Origin of the sequence: Bradyrhizobium sp. ORS 285 (assembly GCF_900176205.1) — a bacterium.
GTDB lineage: Bacteria > Pseudomonadota > Alphaproteobacteria > Rhizobiales > Xanthobacteraceae > Bradyrhizobium.
The window spans coordinates 2,508,645-2,523,744 of record NZ_LT859959.1 but is presented as its reverse complement, the minus strand read 5'-3'; the positions used below and the strand labels follow the sequence as shown (position 1 = coordinate 2,523,744).

15 protein-coding genes are annotated in these 15,100 nt (G+C 66.0%); all 15 read right to left on the bottom strand.

The window, feature by feature from the left end; genetic code table 11:
• Window positions 1-3: 3 nt before the first annotated feature.
• Window positions 4-1,689: a tannase/feruloyl esterase family alpha/beta hydrolase gene (locus tag BRAD285_RS11425; protein ID WP_006612342.1), complete on the bottom strand. Its 1,686-nt coding sequence runs from the start codon at window positions 1,687-1,689 to the stop codon at window positions 4-6.
• A 105-nt stretch (window positions 1,690-1,794) separates the two neighbouring features.
• A complete protein-coding gene (locus tag BRAD285_RS11420) occupies window positions 1,795-3,108 on the bottom strand; it encodes an adenylate/guanylate cyclase domain-containing protein (protein ID WP_006612343.1) in 1,314 nt (437 codons plus the stop codon).
• 39 nt (window positions 3,109-3,147) lie between these two features.
• Window positions 3,148-4,302: an ABC transporter permease gene (locus BRAD285_RS11415; RefSeq protein ID WP_006612344.1), complete on the bottom strand. Its 1,155-nt coding sequence runs from the start codon at window positions 4,300-4,302 to the stop codon at window positions 3,148-3,150.
• A complete protein-coding gene (locus BRAD285_RS11410) occupies window positions 4,299-5,237 on the bottom strand; it encodes an ABC transporter ATP-binding protein (RefSeq protein WP_006612345.1) in 939 nt (312 codons plus the stop codon). The genes BRAD285_RS11415 and BRAD285_RS11410 overlap by 4 nt, the downstream gene beginning before the upstream one ends.
• The gene (locus BRAD285_RS11405) at window positions 5,234-6,010 is read right to left on the bottom strand and encodes an HlyD family secretion protein (protein ID WP_006612346.1); all 777 of its coding nucleotides are present in this window, start codon (window positions 6,008-6,010) and stop codon (window positions 5,234-5,236) included. The genes BRAD285_RS11410 and BRAD285_RS11405 overlap by 4 nt, the downstream gene beginning before the upstream one ends.
• On the bottom strand, window positions 6,007-6,654 hold the full coding sequence (locus BRAD285_RS11400) for a TetR/AcrR family transcriptional regulator (RefSeq protein ID WP_035646661.1): 648 nt from the start codon (window positions 6,652-6,654) through the stop codon (window positions 6,007-6,009). The genes BRAD285_RS11405 and BRAD285_RS11400 overlap by 4 nt, the downstream gene beginning before the upstream one ends.
• A 273-nt stretch (window positions 6,655-6,927) precedes the next feature.
• Window positions 6,928-7,953 (bottom strand): alcohol dehydrogenase AdhP, encoded by a 1,026-nt coding sequence (adhP, locus tag BRAD285_RS11395; protein ID WP_006612348.1) that lies wholly within the window; start codon window positions 7,951-7,953, stop codon window positions 6,928-6,930.
• A 136-nt stretch (window positions 7,954-8,089) separates the two neighbouring features.
• Window positions 8,090-8,503 carry a DUF2000 family protein gene (locus BRAD285_RS11390; protein WP_006612349.1) on the bottom strand — a complete coding sequence of 138 codons (414 nt, stop codon included), beginning with the start codon at window positions 8,501-8,503 and terminating at the stop codon, window positions 8,090-8,092.
• A gap of 117 nt (window positions 8,504-8,620) precedes the next feature.
• The gene (locus BRAD285_RS11385; protein ID WP_006612350.1) at window positions 8,621-9,025 is read right to left on the bottom strand and encodes a DUF4189 domain-containing protein; all 405 of its coding nucleotides are present in this window, start codon (window positions 9,023-9,025) and stop codon (window positions 8,621-8,623) included.
• A gap of 220 nt (window positions 9,026-9,245) precedes the next feature.
• Window positions 9,246-10,853, bottom strand: a complete 1,608-nt coding sequence (locus BRAD285_RS11380) for an NTP transferase domain-containing protein (RefSeq protein ID WP_006612351.1) — start codon at window positions 10,851-10,853, stop codon at window positions 9,246-9,248.
• On the bottom strand, window positions 10,850-11,551 hold the full coding sequence (locus BRAD285_RS11375; RefSeq protein WP_006612352.1) for an XdhC family protein: 702 nt from the start codon (window positions 11,549-11,551) through the stop codon (window positions 10,850-10,852). The genes BRAD285_RS11380 and BRAD285_RS11375 overlap by 4 nt, the downstream gene beginning before the upstream one ends.
• 3 nt (window positions 11,552-11,554) lie before the next feature.
• A complete protein-coding gene (locus BRAD285_RS11370) occupies window positions 11,555-11,878 on the bottom strand; it encodes an XdhC family protein (RefSeq protein ID WP_006612353.1) in 324 nt (107 codons plus the stop codon).
• A 22-nt stretch (window positions 11,879-11,900) separates the two neighbouring features.
• Window positions 11,901-13,106 carry a VWA domain-containing protein gene (locus BRAD285_RS11365; protein ID WP_006612354.1) on the bottom strand — a complete coding sequence of 402 codons (1,206 nt, stop codon included), beginning with the start codon at window positions 13,104-13,106 and terminating at the stop codon, window positions 11,901-11,903.
• 185 nt (window positions 13,107-13,291) lie between these two features.
• Window positions 13,292-14,200 carry a MoxR family ATPase gene (locus BRAD285_RS11360; protein WP_006612355.1) on the bottom strand — a complete coding sequence of 303 codons (909 nt, stop codon included), beginning with the start codon at window positions 14,198-14,200 and terminating at the stop codon, window positions 13,292-13,294.
• A 34-nt stretch (window positions 14,201-14,234) separates the two neighbouring features.
• Window positions 14,235-15,086 carry a xanthine dehydrogenase family protein subunit M gene (locus BRAD285_RS11355; protein WP_006612356.1) on the bottom strand — a complete coding sequence of 284 codons (852 nt, stop codon included), beginning with the start codon at window positions 15,084-15,086 and terminating at the stop codon, window positions 14,235-14,237.
• Window positions 15,087-15,100 lie beyond the last annotated feature (14 nt).

The following is a 15,100-nucleotide window of genomic DNA, read 5'->3' as shown; positions in this document are numbered from 1 at the left end:
CCGCTACTCCGCGGCGCAGGTGAAGGAGGACGCCTGTTCGACGTCGCCGCTCACATACTTCGCGAATTTCGGCCAGGGGCACAGCGGCCGCGATCGCTGCTGGCTCCACGTCGTCGGCAGCTCCTTGTTGGCCGCATTGACCGAAGCCGTGATCGCCTCCGGCGCCTTGCCCTTCTCGACCCAGTCCATCAGCGCGCCCAGCGCATCGAACTTCTCCAAGGTGACGCCACCGCCGCAATGCGTCTCGCCAGGCAACGCAAACAGGCGCGCAAAGCCGTCGGCCTTGCCCTGAACGTTGGCGTTAAGCTTCTCGTACCAGCGGATGGTGTCGTTGACCGAGAACACCGGATCGGCCTGGCCGTGATAGATCAGCATCTTGCGCGCGCCGTTCTGGAACGCCGGCAGGGTCGGGTTGTCGACCGCGGGCGGCGCCATGAAGTCCATCGCGGACTCCGTGAACGGACCCTCCTTGGCGTAGATCTTCGGCGCGTCCTTGTCGAAGTCATAGGCCTGCAGCTTCTCGACCAGCTTGTCGGGCGAGCCGTCGACCTCCACCGGCGGTGTCGAGAAGATGTAGTTCAGCGAGGCGCCGCCCATGGTGGCGATGATCGGCAAATTGTTCCACGGCGCCACGGGACTCTCGACCTTCCAGGCCCGCCAATTGCCGGTCCCGACGCCGCCGTCGACCGGCCAGTCCGAATAGAGCTGCTCGCCCTTGGAATTCTGCGGCCCGGCGAACACCTTCTTCAGCGCGTCGACCTTCGCCGCCGGCAGGCAGGCTTCGGTGGTGCCTGCCGCGCAGCGCAGGCTGTCGAAGTTGAAGGCCTTCTGACAGGCCTTCAGATTGGCCGTCAGCCCATCCTTCGCACCATCCAGCCCGTCGCAGAGCTCGATGATCTTGGACGAGATCAGCTTGGCATCCTCGCGGGTGATCGACTTGCGGATGTCGGCATCGGCCTTGGTCAGCGCCTGCACGTCCCAGGCGTGCTGCACGGCCGCGCGCGGCAGGTTGAAGCCGGGATTGCCGACCAGGAAGCCGTCATACTGCTCCGGCATGCGCTCGGCCGCGACCATGGTATGGCGGCCGCCATTGGAGCAGCCGGCGATGTAGGAATAATCCGGCTTCTTGCCGTAGTGCTCGGCGATGATCGCCTTGGCGATCGGCGCCAGCGTGATGTCGGCGGAATAACCGTAGTCGCGCCGCGCCTGCGGATCGAGGCCGAAGGCAGAGCCGGCCGCGAGCCCACGCGGCTTGTTGGCGAGGTCATTGCCCGAATGACCACTATCCGACGACAGTACCGCAAAACCGCGGGCGAGCGGCGTCACGCCGCCGCTGACGAGACCATCGGCCTTGTCGCCGAGCGCGGGCACCACCACGCCGTCATTTCCGCCATTCACCTGGTGCAGGAAACGGCCGTTCCAGGTCTCCGGCAGACGGATCTCGAACTGGATCGCATAGGCGTGGCCGTCGACGCCGGTGCGTTCGTTGACCTTGCCGGAAAGGATGCAGTGACGCGGCAGTCCGTCGGCCGCCTCCTGCAGCTTCGATCCGGTCAGAGTCAGGCCCGGCACTTTCAGTGCCTCAGCCGTCACCTTGCTGCAGCCAGAGTCTTCGGCCCGCGCAGATCCCATGGCGGCCACGCAGGCGAGGCTCACCCCGGCCAACAGCGACGTCCCGGTTCGGGTCATGCATTTCCTCCTGATGCCCTGTTCATTGGCGCGCAGTTAAACGCGGAGCCTCCGCGATGTAAATCGCCGATGCCGCGCGGCCGTCAGCCGCATGAACGATCGGTTCTAATGCAGTTGCCAGACCTCGAACGAGCGGTCGTAGCCGCGCACCGAGACCTCGCCGTGGAAGACCGCATCCTCCGCCTCGCCACCAGCCGCCTGGCGTACCTCGGCCGAGATCAGCAACTGCGAGTCGAACTCCTTGTTCAACCCCTCCAGGCGCGAGGCGAAGTTCACGGTATCGCCAATCACGGTATATTCCTTGCGCCGCGGCGAACCGATGCTGCCGGCCACCACCTCGCCGAGATGAAGCCCGATCCCGATCCGCAGCGGCCAGGGCGATCTGGCATTGACGCGCTCCATCGCGGCCACCATCTCGCGGGCCGCCGCGACCGCCTGCACCGCGGCCTCGCGCGACTCGAACGGCGCGCCGAACAGCGCGAGAAATCCATCGCCAAGAAACTTGTTCACGATCCCGCCGTGGCGCTCGAGGATCTCGACCAGCACGGCGAACGCGCCGTCGAGCCGATCGACGACCTCCTGCGGCGTCCGCGATCGCGCCGCGGCAGTGAAGCCGCGAAAGTCGACGAACATGACGGCGACCTCGCGAATGTCACGCGCTTCCGCCGTGCCCTCTTTCATCAGACGTTCGACGACTTGCGGCGAGACGTGCTGCCCGAACAGGTCGGTGACACGGTCGCGGGCCGATGCGGCCTCGATGCTCGCGGCGAACTGGCGGCGGAGTTGCACGCTCACCGCCCCGGCGAGCAGGCCGCACAGCAGGACGATGAAGCTGCGCTCGCCGTGATAATAGATCTCCGGATTCTGGCTGACATCGATGGATGGACGGTGGATGAGGGCCACGGCGAGCAATTCGACCGCTGCGACGAGGCCGGTGAAGCTCGACAGCCAAAAGTCCAGGCGCAGCGTCGAGAGGATGATGAAGATGAAATAGACCAGAGGCGCGCCGAAGCCGAGCGCCTTGTCGCGGCCGATGCCCTCGATCTGCAACAGGAGCACGAGCGTTGGCATCGACGTCTCCACCAGAGCGCTAAGATAGCGCAAAATGATGGGTGCGTCGCGTCCCAGACGAATGTTGGCTTTGATCCTGAACAGGATCAGAATCTCGAAGGCCATGAAGACGACGATGATCGCGTAGACGTAGAGCACCCCGACGCGACTCGGCCATATCCACTCGGATATCCGCGGTTCGAAGATCTCGACGAGCATCGAGACGACGAGGAACAGCCCTGCGGTGGCGATCAGCGCCTTCGCGCGCAGCAGTTCGGTGCTCAAAGTCTGGCGCATCAGCGCGCGGTTGAACTCCGCCGAAGCCGCCGCCGACGTATCACTCCCGCTGCCCGCCCTCGAGATCGTCATCCTGCCCCAACCGCCCCTGCACCCCGCGGCCATTTTGCCTCAATCGAGGGTGCGGCGGAAGCGAAACACGGCGACCATCATGGCGAACAGCATGAGGCCGAACAAGGCGATCGTATCATGCTGCAGGTTCGGCAAGGTCGAGCCCTTCAGCATGATGGCGCGGACGATGCGCAGATAGTGCGTCAGCGGCAGGCATTCGCCGACGATCTGCGCCCATTGCGGCATGCCGAGAAACGGGAACATGAAGCCGGACAACAGAATGCTCGGCAGGAAGAACATCATCGACAGCTGCATCGCCTGCAACTGGTTCTGCGCCAGCGTGGAGAACGTGTAGCCGATCGAGAGGTTGGTCGCGATGAACAGGGTCGACAGCAGCGCCAGCAGCAGCAGGCTGCCCATCACCGGCACGCCGAACAGCAGCACGCCGATGCCGATGATGATCGTGGCCTGGAGGAAGCCGACCATCACGTAGGGGATGATCTTGCCGAGCATGACCTCGACAGGGGTGATCGGCATCGACAGCAGGCTCTCCATCGTGCCCCGCTCGATCTCCCGCGTCACCGACAGCGCGGTGAAGATCAGCATCGTCATGGTGAGAATGGTGCCGACGAGACCCGGCACGATGTTGAGCCGCGACGAGGCCGCCGGATTGTAACGCGCATGCGCCCGGATCTCGAACGGCGGCGAGCCTGGATCGCCGGTGTAGAGATCGTGCGACAGCGCGGTCTGCACGATGGTGCCGAGCGAGGACAGCGCCGAGGACGCTGCGACCGGATCGGTGGCATCGGCGGCGACCAGCAGCGCCGGACGGTCGCCGCGGCGAACGGCGCGCTCGAAGCCGCGCGGGATCTCGACGCCGAACAGGACCTTGCCGGACAGCAGCAGATCGTCGAATTCGGCGACGCTCGTGACCTCGCGCGTGAACCTGAAATAGGCCGTGTTCTCCATCGCCTTGAGGATCGAGCGGCCGAGATCACTGTCCTCCTGCAGCAGCACCGCCGCGGGGAGATGGTGCGGGGTGGTGTTGATGGCGTAGCCAAACAGCATCAGCTGCATCACCGGCAGCATCACGATCATCGCGAACGACACCCGGTCGCGGCGCAGCTGGATGAACTCCTTGACCAGCATCGCATAAGTGCGGCGCCAGAAGCCGAAGCGCGAAGGCGGCGTGGGCTGGAGCGCGGTCTCGCTCATTGGAAATTGTCCCGCGAGCGGTTCATCAGGTCGATGAAGACGTCCTCGAGCGACGGCGCGGCGTGCTGCCAGTGCAGGCCGGGCTTGTCACGCCAGGGCGCAATCGTCGCGTCCAGGGCTTTGGCGTCACGGCCGGAGACGTGCAGGCTGGTGCCGAACGGCGCGACCATGTCGACGCCGGGCTTGCCGGCGAGATCAGCCGCGAGCGTACGCAGATCGTCGCCGCTGACGGTGTATGTCGTGAGCGCGGATTGCGCGATCACCTCGGAGACGGTGCCGTGCGCCAGCAGATGACCGTAGGCGATGTAGGCGATCTCGTGACAGCGCTCGGCCTCGTCCATGTAGTGGGTCGAGACCAGCACGGTCAGCCCCTCGCCGGCGAGCGCATGGATCTCGTTCCAGAAGTCGCGCCGCGCCTTGGGATCGACGCCTGCCGTGGGCTCATCGAGCAGCAGCAATTGCGGGTTGGGCAAGGTGCAGGCGCCGAGCGCCAGCCGCTGCTTCCAGCCGCCGGACAATTCGCCGGCGAGCTGACGCTCGCGGCCGGAGAGACCGAGGCGCTGCACCATGTCACGCGCGGCCCGGCGCGGATCGGGCATGCCGTAGAGCCGCGCGACGAACTCCAGATTCTCGCGCACGGAGAGGTCCTGATACAGGCTGAAGCGCTGCGTCATGTAGCCGACACGGCGCTTGATCTTGTCGGCGTCGCGGCGGATGTCGAAGCCGAGGCAGGTGCCCTCGCCGCTGTCGGGGGTCAAGAGGCCGCAGAGCATGCGGATGGTCGTCGTCTTGCCAGAGCCGTTCGGACCGAGGAAGCCGTAGATCGAGCCGCGCTTCACCTGCATCGACAGATCATGCACGACCTCGCGGCCGTCGAAGGACTTGCTCAGCCGCTTGACGTCGATCGCGATCTCGGCGGGTCCGGCCGCGCTCATCGCTTGTCCGCCACCGGCGTCTTCGGATTCGGATAGATGCTGACGGGCTGGCCGACGCGCAACGCATCCGGCCGCGAGGGGCGTGCCTGGATCAGGTAGACGAGCTTGTTGCGCTCCTCGAGGCTGTAGATGACCGGCGGCGTATACTCCGCCGTCGTCGCCAGGAAATACACCCGCGCGGTGAGATCGGCAGCGCAATTGTCGCAGGTGACCTTCACCTCGTCACCAACCGCGAATTTCGGCAGGTCCGTCTCCGGCACGTAGAAGCGCACCTTCATGTTGCCGGGCGGCATGATCGACAGCACTGGCCGCTGCGCCGCGACCATCTCGCCCTCGCGGAAGTAGATCTGCTGGATGGTGCCGGCGACCGGCGCTACGCCCTTGCGCCGTGCCAGCCGCGTCTGCGAGGTGACGACATGCGCCTCGGCGATGCGCAGCGCCGAGACGGCGGAATCGAGCGTGGCCTGCGTCCCCGCCCCGGTCTTGCTCAGCGTGGCGGCACGGTCATAGGTCTGCTGCGCGTTGGCGAGCGTCGCCTTGGTCTGGTTGAGATCGGCCTGCTGCAGATCGTCGTCGACCGAATAGAGGGGATCACCGACCTTGACCTCGTCGCCTTCGCGGACGCCGAGTTTGGTGACGCGCCCCGCCTCGTCCGGGCTGACGAAGATCATGTCGGCCTCGACCCAGCCCTGGTAGCCGGGATCGCGCGTCTCCTTGCAGCCGTCGAAGCTGAACGCCGTGACCAGCACGGCGAGGCAATGCAGCAGGCTCATGCCGGCCTCCTCGGCCCGAAGATCAGATCGAGATGCGTCTGCAGCATCGCTTCCGCATCGAGCGGCGCGTGCGCTTCGAACAGGCTTTTCCAGATCACGGCGACCATCATCGGCGCGATCATCAGCTGCGGGTGCTGCACGAGCTTGGGCTCGCGGATTTCGCCGCGGGTGATCGCGAGCTGGATCAGCGTGCGCATGGCGGCGAGACCGCGCGAGACGACCTCGCGATAGTAGAAGTCGGCGATCGCCGGGAAGCGCGGACCCTCCGCAATGATGAGGCGGACGAGATCGGCCCGCCGCGTGCCGGCGATCTCCTGGAGGAACATCCGCGCCAAGGCTTCCACCATGTCGCGCACCGAGCCGCCCACCGGCGGCGGCGCGGCCAAACGGCCGACGAAGGGCACGATCGCAGTCCGGATCAATTCCTCGAACATCGATTCCTTGTCCTTGAAGTGCAGATAGATCGTGCCCTTGGCGACCTCCGCCCGCTTGGCGATGTCGTCGAGGCGCGTCGCTGCAAAGCCGCGCGCGATGAACTCGTCCATCGCGGCTTGCACGATCGCTGCGCGGCGCTCGGCCGCCCGATCGGCGCGGGAGGCGGCGGAGGTCGAACGCGATTTGCGCTCTTCGGCTGCTCTAGACATCAATCATTTATGACTGACTGGTCAGTCATGTCAAGAGTACTTCGGAGGCCCCCCGCCCCGCCGGCCGCAGAATCCGCATCTTCTCTCCGGGTCGAGCTCTCGCCCTCTCCACCCCTGTCATGCTCCGCGAAAGCGGGCATCCAGTACTCTGCGGCAGAAGAGATTCACCGAGGTGTCACGGCGTACTGGATCGTCCGCTTTCGCGGACGATGACAGCCGGGCCGACGTGATCAATGCGACAGGACTTCCTGCCAGAACTTCGGAAGTATTCGTCTAGGTGAAATCCAGCACCACGCGGCCGTCGATCTTGCCGGCCTTCATCCGGTCGAAGATGGTGTTGATCTCAGACAGCGGCGCCGTGGTCACCTCGGCCTTGACCTTGCCTTCGGCGGCGAAGGCGATGGCTTCGTCGAGATCGCGGCGGGTGCCGACGATGGAGCCGCGCACGGTGATGCGCTTCAGCACCACGTCGAAGATCGGCGTCGGGAATTCGCCGGGCGGCAGGCCGACCAGGCTGACCGTCCCCTTGCGGCGGACCATCTTCAGCGCCTGCGCGAAGGCCGGTGTCGACACGGCCGTGACGAGCACGCCGTGTGCCCCTCCTCCGGTGATCGCAATGACACGCTCCACGGCATCCTTGTCGAGCGCATTGACCGCGTGCTCGGCGCCGGCCTCCAGCGCCAGCTTGAGCTTGTCCTCGGCGATGTCGAGGCCGATCGCCTTCAGCCCCATCGCCTTCGCATACTGGATGGCGACGTGACCGAGGCCGCCGACGCCTGAGATGACGACCCACTCGCCGGGGCGCGCATCGGTTTCCTTCAGGCCCTTGTAGGTAGTGACTCCAGCGCACAGGATCGGCGCGACCTTGGCGAAGTTGATGTTGGCCGGCAGGCGCGCGGCGAACGCTGCGGATGCGATGACGTACTCGGCGAATCCACCGTTCACGCTATAGCCGGTGTTGTGCTGATGCTCGCACAGCGTTTCCCAGCCGGTCTCGCAATATTCGCAGCGCAGGCAGGCATCATGCAGCCACGCGACGCCGACGGCGTCGCCGATCTTGAAGTCGGTGACCCCAGCACCAAGCGCAGCGACCACGCCAGCCGCTTCGTGGCCAGGAATGAAAGGCGGCGTCGGCTTCACCGGCCAGTCGCCGGAGGCGGCATGGAGGTCGGTGTGACAGACGCCGCACGCCTTCACCTTCACCAGCAATTCGCCCGGCCCGGGCGCCGGCACGGGCACGTCCTCGATGACGAGCGGCTTGCCAAAGGCTTTGACGACGGCGGCTTTCATGGTCTGCATCGGTCTGCTCCTGATGTTGAGGCGCAAACTAACGAGCCCGAAGTTGTCCGGTCTTGATCGGTATCAAAGGACGATGCTGCTTTGATGCGCAGCATGTAACAGTTTCATGACGGCGCGACGCTCGCGCGTATTGCCATCACGCGTGAAACTTCAGGCCGTCCACGACCTTGTCGATCACCTTGCGATCGGCACGGAACGCCAGACCCACCAGATTGAGATCGGTGCGCGCCACCGCTTTCACCGCTGCGCGGTTGGCCTCGTCATGCGTGGTCTTGAACATATCCTCGGTGTAGAGCGCCGGTTTCACGTTGCGTGTCAGCGCACGATCCAGCGCACGCGCCAAGGCTGCGTTGTCGGGCGCGCCGTAGATCAGGATCGGCTGGCCGATCAGCGCGTGATAGCTCGTCGCCGAGCCATCCTCATAGGGCGCACCGATGCACTCGGGGAACGCAGCCGCGATGCCGCTGGCAAGGAACGCCGCTACGTTGAGCTTCTGCCAGGCTTCGAGATCGTTGCGGATGATGAGCGCGATCTTGGTGTCGAATTGCATGTCACTTCCAATTCCAAATATGCGGACGCCCAGAATAGCAAGGCCATTCCGGGCGTGAAGCTTTGATTGATAGTGACGCGTGCAGGAACCGGGCGCGCTATGCAGCCGTGAGAGCCATCAGCCCTTGGCGTCGCACACCCAGGCGCGGATCACGCATTCCTTGCCGCCGAATTTGTAGCACTCGCGCGTCGCTTCATTGAGCGAAGCGGAGATCTTCGGCCGCACCGCATAGCCATGTGGGCCGCATGGATTGGTGAGGTCCACGGCGAATGCGGCGCAGGCCTTCTTCATCGTCACGGCGGTGCATTCGCCCTTGCACTGCTTGAGCGCCGCGGCCTTGGCGAGATGTTCCGCCGGATAGTCGAAGGCCTGGCCATAGGCGGCGCATTGGCCGATGGCGAAGGCGCCGGCGGCGTGCGCCGGGCTAATCGCGCCGGTGGTCGCGACGCGCGCGGCGCCGACGAGGACGGTCAGTCCAAATGCAAACAGCGCGAGACGTCGCGCGACGGTCGAAATGATCAATCTCTCCTCCCCCGAGGCCCAATGTCGGCAAATCTAGCCGGGGGTCGTTGAGACTTGGTGAATGAGAGGTTGAGATGAGATCGCGCGGGTTGGGCAAAGCGACACCGCAAGGCGGCCCGTGCCACTGCTGGCCGCCGAATTCTCGGAGAGATGGTGGGCACGGCGCCAATGCAATCTCGCACGGCGAGAGAGCACGGGCGCGCCTTTGCTCACCCTACTTTCACCCGCGCCGCGCGGCTTCCAGCGCCTGCGGCGTGTCGATGTCGAGGAAGGCGCTGTCGCCATCGACCGGCACCTCGGCGACGGCCTCGGTGTGCTTGGCGATCAGATGCCGCGCGCCGACGTCGCCGTCGAGCGTCATCAGCTCGGCGAAGAAGCGGCGCGACCACAGCACGGGATTGCCACGGCGGCCTTCGGACACGGGCACGACGATCAAATTGCCGCGATCGGGCGCGAAAGCGCCGATCAGGCGGTCGAGAAGATCGGACGACACCATCGGCATGTCGCCGAGACAGACCACGGCGCCATCGACCGCGTCCGACACCGCGGCGACGCCTGCTTTCACGGAGCTGGCCAAGCCGCCGGCGAAATCGGGATTGCGGACGAAGCGGACCTTGAGATCGGACAGCGCCTGCTCGACCAGGTCGGCCTGATGGCCGGTGACGACGATGACCTCAGCGGCCTTCGAAGCCAGTGCTTGCTCGGTCACGGTCCGCACCAGCTTCTTGCCGCCGAGCTCGGCCAGCAGCTTATTCGGCCCGCCCATGCGGGTCGAGCGTCCAGCGGCGAGGACAATGGCGGCGACCTTGCGTTCGCCCTCGGTCTCCTCGGGCTTGGCGCGCGGCTGCGGCCGCGTCACGATCTCCATTAGCAGGCCCCCGACCCCCATGGACGTCAGCTCGGCCCGGCTGACCTTGATGCCGGCGAGCAGCCGCATCAGCACCCAGTCGAAACCATTCTCGGCCGGCGAGCGCGCGCAGCCGGGCGCACCGAGCACCGGCACGCCGCCGGCGCTGCCGATCAAGAGCAGATTGCCGGGATCGACCGGCATGCCGAAATGGGTGATGGCGCCGCCGATGCCGGTGATCGCGGCCGGGATCACGTCGCGGCGATCGGCAATGGCGGAGGCGCCGAACACGATCACGAGCTCGGCGCCGAGCCCCAGCAGCTCCTGGATCGCGGCGGCCAGCGCGGCCTGCTCATGCGGCACACGACGCTCCGCGATGATGCTGGCTCCCGCCGGCGCCAGGCGCTCAGCGGTGACACGCAGCGTCTTGTCGATGACCTTCGGAGCGAGTCCAGGGAGGATCGTCGAGACCACGCCGACGCGCTTGATGATGTAGGGCGCGACGCTGAGTGCACCCTGGCCCGCCGCCGCGACCGCGGCGTCGCGCAGGCGGCCCTCCACACCGAATGGAATGAGCTTGACGGTGCCGACCATCTCACCTTCGACGACCGGCTTGAAAGCCGGCAAGGTCGCAAAGGTGATGGCTTCATCGATCTCGTTGATCCGGTCCACCGCGGCACGGTCGATCACCAGCACGCCGGGCTGCGCCGCGAACAGATTGGCGCGCCCAGTGAAGGCGCGATCGACGTGAATGCCCTCGCCCGCCACGACCTTGGCGACATCGGCGGCGGCTTCGTCTTCCGAGACATCGCCGGGTTCGAGCCGGACGACGACAATCTCCTTCACGCCTTCCCTGACCAGCGCCTCGACCTCGGCGGAACCGATCAAGGTGCCCTTCTTGAGCACCAACGATCCCTTGCGCAGGGTGTGCACGGTCACCCCGCCGATGGCGTCATGCGGACTGGCGGGACCGAACTTCATGCCGCCTGCTCTTTCTCCTTGGCCGGCAAGCGAAGCGTCGCGGTAATCTCGGCCATGATCGAGACAGCGATCTCCGATGGCGACACCGCGCCGATGGCCAAGCCGATCGGCGCGTGGATGCGGGCGATGTCGGCATCGCTGGCGCCCTGCGCCCGCAGCCGGTCGCCGCGCTTGGCATGTGTCTTCCGCGAGCCGAGCGCGCCGATATAGAAGCAGTCGCGCGAGAACGCGTGCAGCAACGCCGGATCGTCGATCTTCGGATCATGCGTCAGCGCGACGAAAGCCGTATAGTGATCGACGTTGAGCGGCGGCAGCGCCACGTCGGGCCATTCGGCGATCAGAGGCACGTCCGGGAAGCGTTCGGGGCTCGCGAAGGCCGTGCGCGGATCGACGACGGTGACGTCATAGCCGAGCGACTTGGCGATCGGCGCCAGCGCCTGGCTGATATGGACGGCCCCGACGATGACGAGCTTGGCTGTGGGCGCGTAGACGTTGAGGAACAGCCGCTTGCCGGCGACCTCCACCATGCCGCTCTTGCCCATGCGCAGATGCTTGGCGAGCTCGTCGCTCAGGGGATCGCGGGCGATGGCCGCAGCCTTCACGAGGCGCTGCTCGCCCGAGGCGACGTCGGTGACGAGAATGGCCGGACGGCGTGCCGCGCGCTCGGCGTTGAGCTCGGCCAGTGTCGACAATTGCATGGATCAGCCCACCTTCTCGACGAAAACGCGGATGGTGCCGCCGCAGGACAGACCGACATTCCAGGCGGTCTCGTCAGCGACGCCGAACTCCAGCATCTTGGGCTGCCCGCTGGAGATCACATCGAGCGCCTCGGTGACCACGGCGCCTTCGACGCAGCCGCCAGACACCGAGCCCAAAAACGTGCCCTCGTCGTTGATCACGAGGTTGGAGCCAACCGGGCGCGGCGCCGAGCCCCATGTCTCGACAACGGTGGCGAGCGCCACGCCGTGTCCGCCCTTGTGCCAGTCTTCGGCTGCCTTGAGGATGTCTTCGTCGCGGTTGAGCATGGCGATCTCCTTGTCGGACTGATCAGGCGGCGGGCCGGATCGCGCTGCGCTGATGCGGCGGCAGCGGTGCGGACAGCGCCGAGATCAGGGTCTCGATCGACGTCAAGTTATGTACCGGGCGGAATTCGTCAACGTGGGGCAGCATGGTTTTGATACCCTGCGCCTTGGCCTCGAAGCCGGAATAGCGCAGCAGCGGGTTGAGCCAGATCAGCCGGCGGCAGGAGCGGTGCAGCCGGTCCATCTCGAAGGCGAGCTTGCTGTCGGCCTCGCGCTCCAGCCCGTCGGAGATCAGGAGCACGATGGCGCCCTGCCCGAGCACCCGCCGCGCCCATTGCTTGTTGAAGGTCTCGAGCGAGGTCGCGATCCGCGTGCCGCCGGCCCAGTCCTCGACATTGGCCGAGCAGCTCGCCAGCGCCTCGTCCGGATCGCGCTGCCGCAACGCGCGCGTGACGTTGGTGAGGCGCGTGCCGAACAGGAACACCGAAACGCGCTTGCGCGCATCGGTGATCGCATGGAGGAAGTGCAGGAACAGGCGGGTGTACTCACTCATCGAGCCGGAGATGTCGAGCAGCGCCACGATCGGCGCCGGCTTCTCGATTCTCCCGAGCCGGTGGAAATTGATGATCTCGCCTTCGGTGCGCAGCGCCTGGCGCAGGGTCTTGCGCATGTCGATGCGGTGGCCGCGGGGATCTGTGGTGTGGCGGCGGGTCTTCAGCTCGGCCTGCGGCAGCCGCATCTTGGCGATGGCGCGCGCGACCTCGGCGATCTCGGCCGCGCTCATCTGGGCAAAGTCCTTCTTCTGCAGCACCTCGCGGTCGGACACCGACAGCCGCAGATCCTGCTCCTGCGCCTTCGGCTCCTCATGCATCTGCGGCTGCGACATCGCCTCCTGCACGCGGCGCGAGGCCGGCGGCGGCTTCTTCTTGGCGTGGTCCGGCAGCGGCACCGAATCGAGCATCGACTTCCATTCCTCGGCGGGACGGAAGAACAGGTCGAAGGCCTGGGCAAAGATCAGCGCATGCTCGTGGCGCTTGACGAAGATGGACTCGAGCGTCGTGAAGACGTCGGGACGCTTGCCGATGTCGATGGCTTCCAGCGCGGTCATGGCGTCGATGACGGCGCCGGGTCCCACGGGCAGACCAGCGGCGCGCAGCGCACGCGCAAAGCCCGCAATGTTGTCGGCGATGCCGCCAGTCGGCGGCGCGAGGTGATTGATGCTGGTGGGCATGGCTTGATCCCCTCGAATTCCAGACGCGCCTCAAACTGAGGTCGTCATTCCGGGACATGCGACGCATGGGCTCGGAATCCATAACCACGATCGTGAGTATGAATTCCCCGATGCGCAATTGCGCATCGTAGCTCGCCCTCCGGGCGCCCCGGAATGACGAGCTTTATTGTTTGCGCGACCTCGGCTCACGTCTCGCTGGTCGCGTCCTTGATCACCTTGTTCAGCGTATCGCCCTGCATGCGGGCGATGTCGTCCTGATACTTGAGCAGCGCGCCGAGCGTGTCGCCGACGACTTCCGCGTTCAGCGAACGCGCGTCGAGCTCGGTCAGCGCCGTCGCCCAGTCCAGCGTCTCGGCGACACCAGGCGACTTGTAGAAATCCTGGTCGCGTAGCGCCTGCACGAAGCGCACGACCTGCTGCGACAGCCGTTGCGAGATGCCGGGCAGCCGGGTCTTGACGATGGCGAGCTCGCGCTCGGCGGAGGGATAGTCGACCCAGTGATACAGACAGCGCCGCTTCAGCGCGTCGTGGATCTCGCGGGTGCGGTTCGAGGTGATGATGACGATCGGCGCATGCGGCGCCTTGACGGTGCCGAACTCGGGGATCGTCACCTGGAAGTCGGAGAGGATCTCGAGCAGATAGGCCTCGAACGCCTCGTCGGCGCGGTCGAGCTCGTCGATCAGCAGCACCGGCGCCCCGGCTACATCCGGCTCAAGCGCCTGCAGCAGCGGGCGCTTGATCAGATAGCGATCGGCGAAGATGTCCGACGACAGCTGATCGCGATCGACATCGCCGCCGGCTTCCGCGAGCCGGATCGCGATCATCTGCGCCGCAGAATTCCACTCATAGACGGCGGAGGCGACGTCGAGACCCTCGTAGCATTGCAGGCGGATCAGCTTGCGGCCGAGCGCGGCCGATAAGACCTTGGCGATCTCGGTCTTGCCGACGCCAGCCTCGCCTTCGAGGAACAGCGGCCGGCCCATGCGCAGCGACAGATAGGTCACCGTCGCCAGCGAGCGCTCGGCCAAATAGCCGCGCGACGACAACAATTCGACCATAGCATCGACCGATGCCGGCAGCGCTGCAGCACTCATGAGCGAGACCGCCCTCCTTGACCGTAGGCGCCTGTCACGACGCTGGAGCCTCGGGCTCGGCCGTTTCCGCCGTCGAGGCCTTGGCTCCTGCATTGGCGGCATCGACCGCGCGGCGCGCGAGCACGCCGATCAGATGGGCGCGATATTCGGCGCTGCCGTGGATGTCGCTGTTGAGGCCCTCGGCCGACACCGGGATGCCTTCCAGCACCTTCGGCGAGAAGCGCTTCTGCAACGCCTCCTCGAAGGCGGTGACGCGGAACACGCCGTTGCCGCCGGCGCCGGTCACAGCCACGCGCACGTCCGACGGACGGCGCGCGACGAACACGCCGACCAGCGCGTAGCGCGAGGCCTGGTTGCGGAACTTCACATAAGCGGCCTTCTTCGCCAGCGGGAAGCTCACCTTGGTGATGATCTCGTCCGGCTCGAGCGCGGTCGTGAACAGGCCCTGGAAGAACTCCTCGGCCTTCAGCTTGCGCTTGTTGGTCACGATGGTGGCGCCGAGCGCAAGGCACGCCGCCGGATAGTCCGCCGTCGGATCGTTGTTGGCGATCGAGCCGCCGATCGTGCCGCGATGGCGCACGGCGGGGTCGCCGATCAGACTGGCCAGATGCGCGAGCGCGGGAATGGCTTCGCCGACGGTCGCGGAGTTCGCGACGTCAGCATGGCGCGCCATGGCGCCGATGACGAGGTTGCGGCCCTTGACCTCGATCGTGTCGAGACCTTCGACATGCGAGAGATCCACCAGATGCGGCGGGCTGGCGAGCCGCTGCTTCATCACGGGCACCAGCGTATGACCGCCGGCGACCAGCTTGGCGTCCTCGTTCTTGGTGAGGAGATTCGCGGCCTGGCGCACGGTGGCCGGCCGGTGATATTTGAATTCGTACATGGGGGGATATCCTG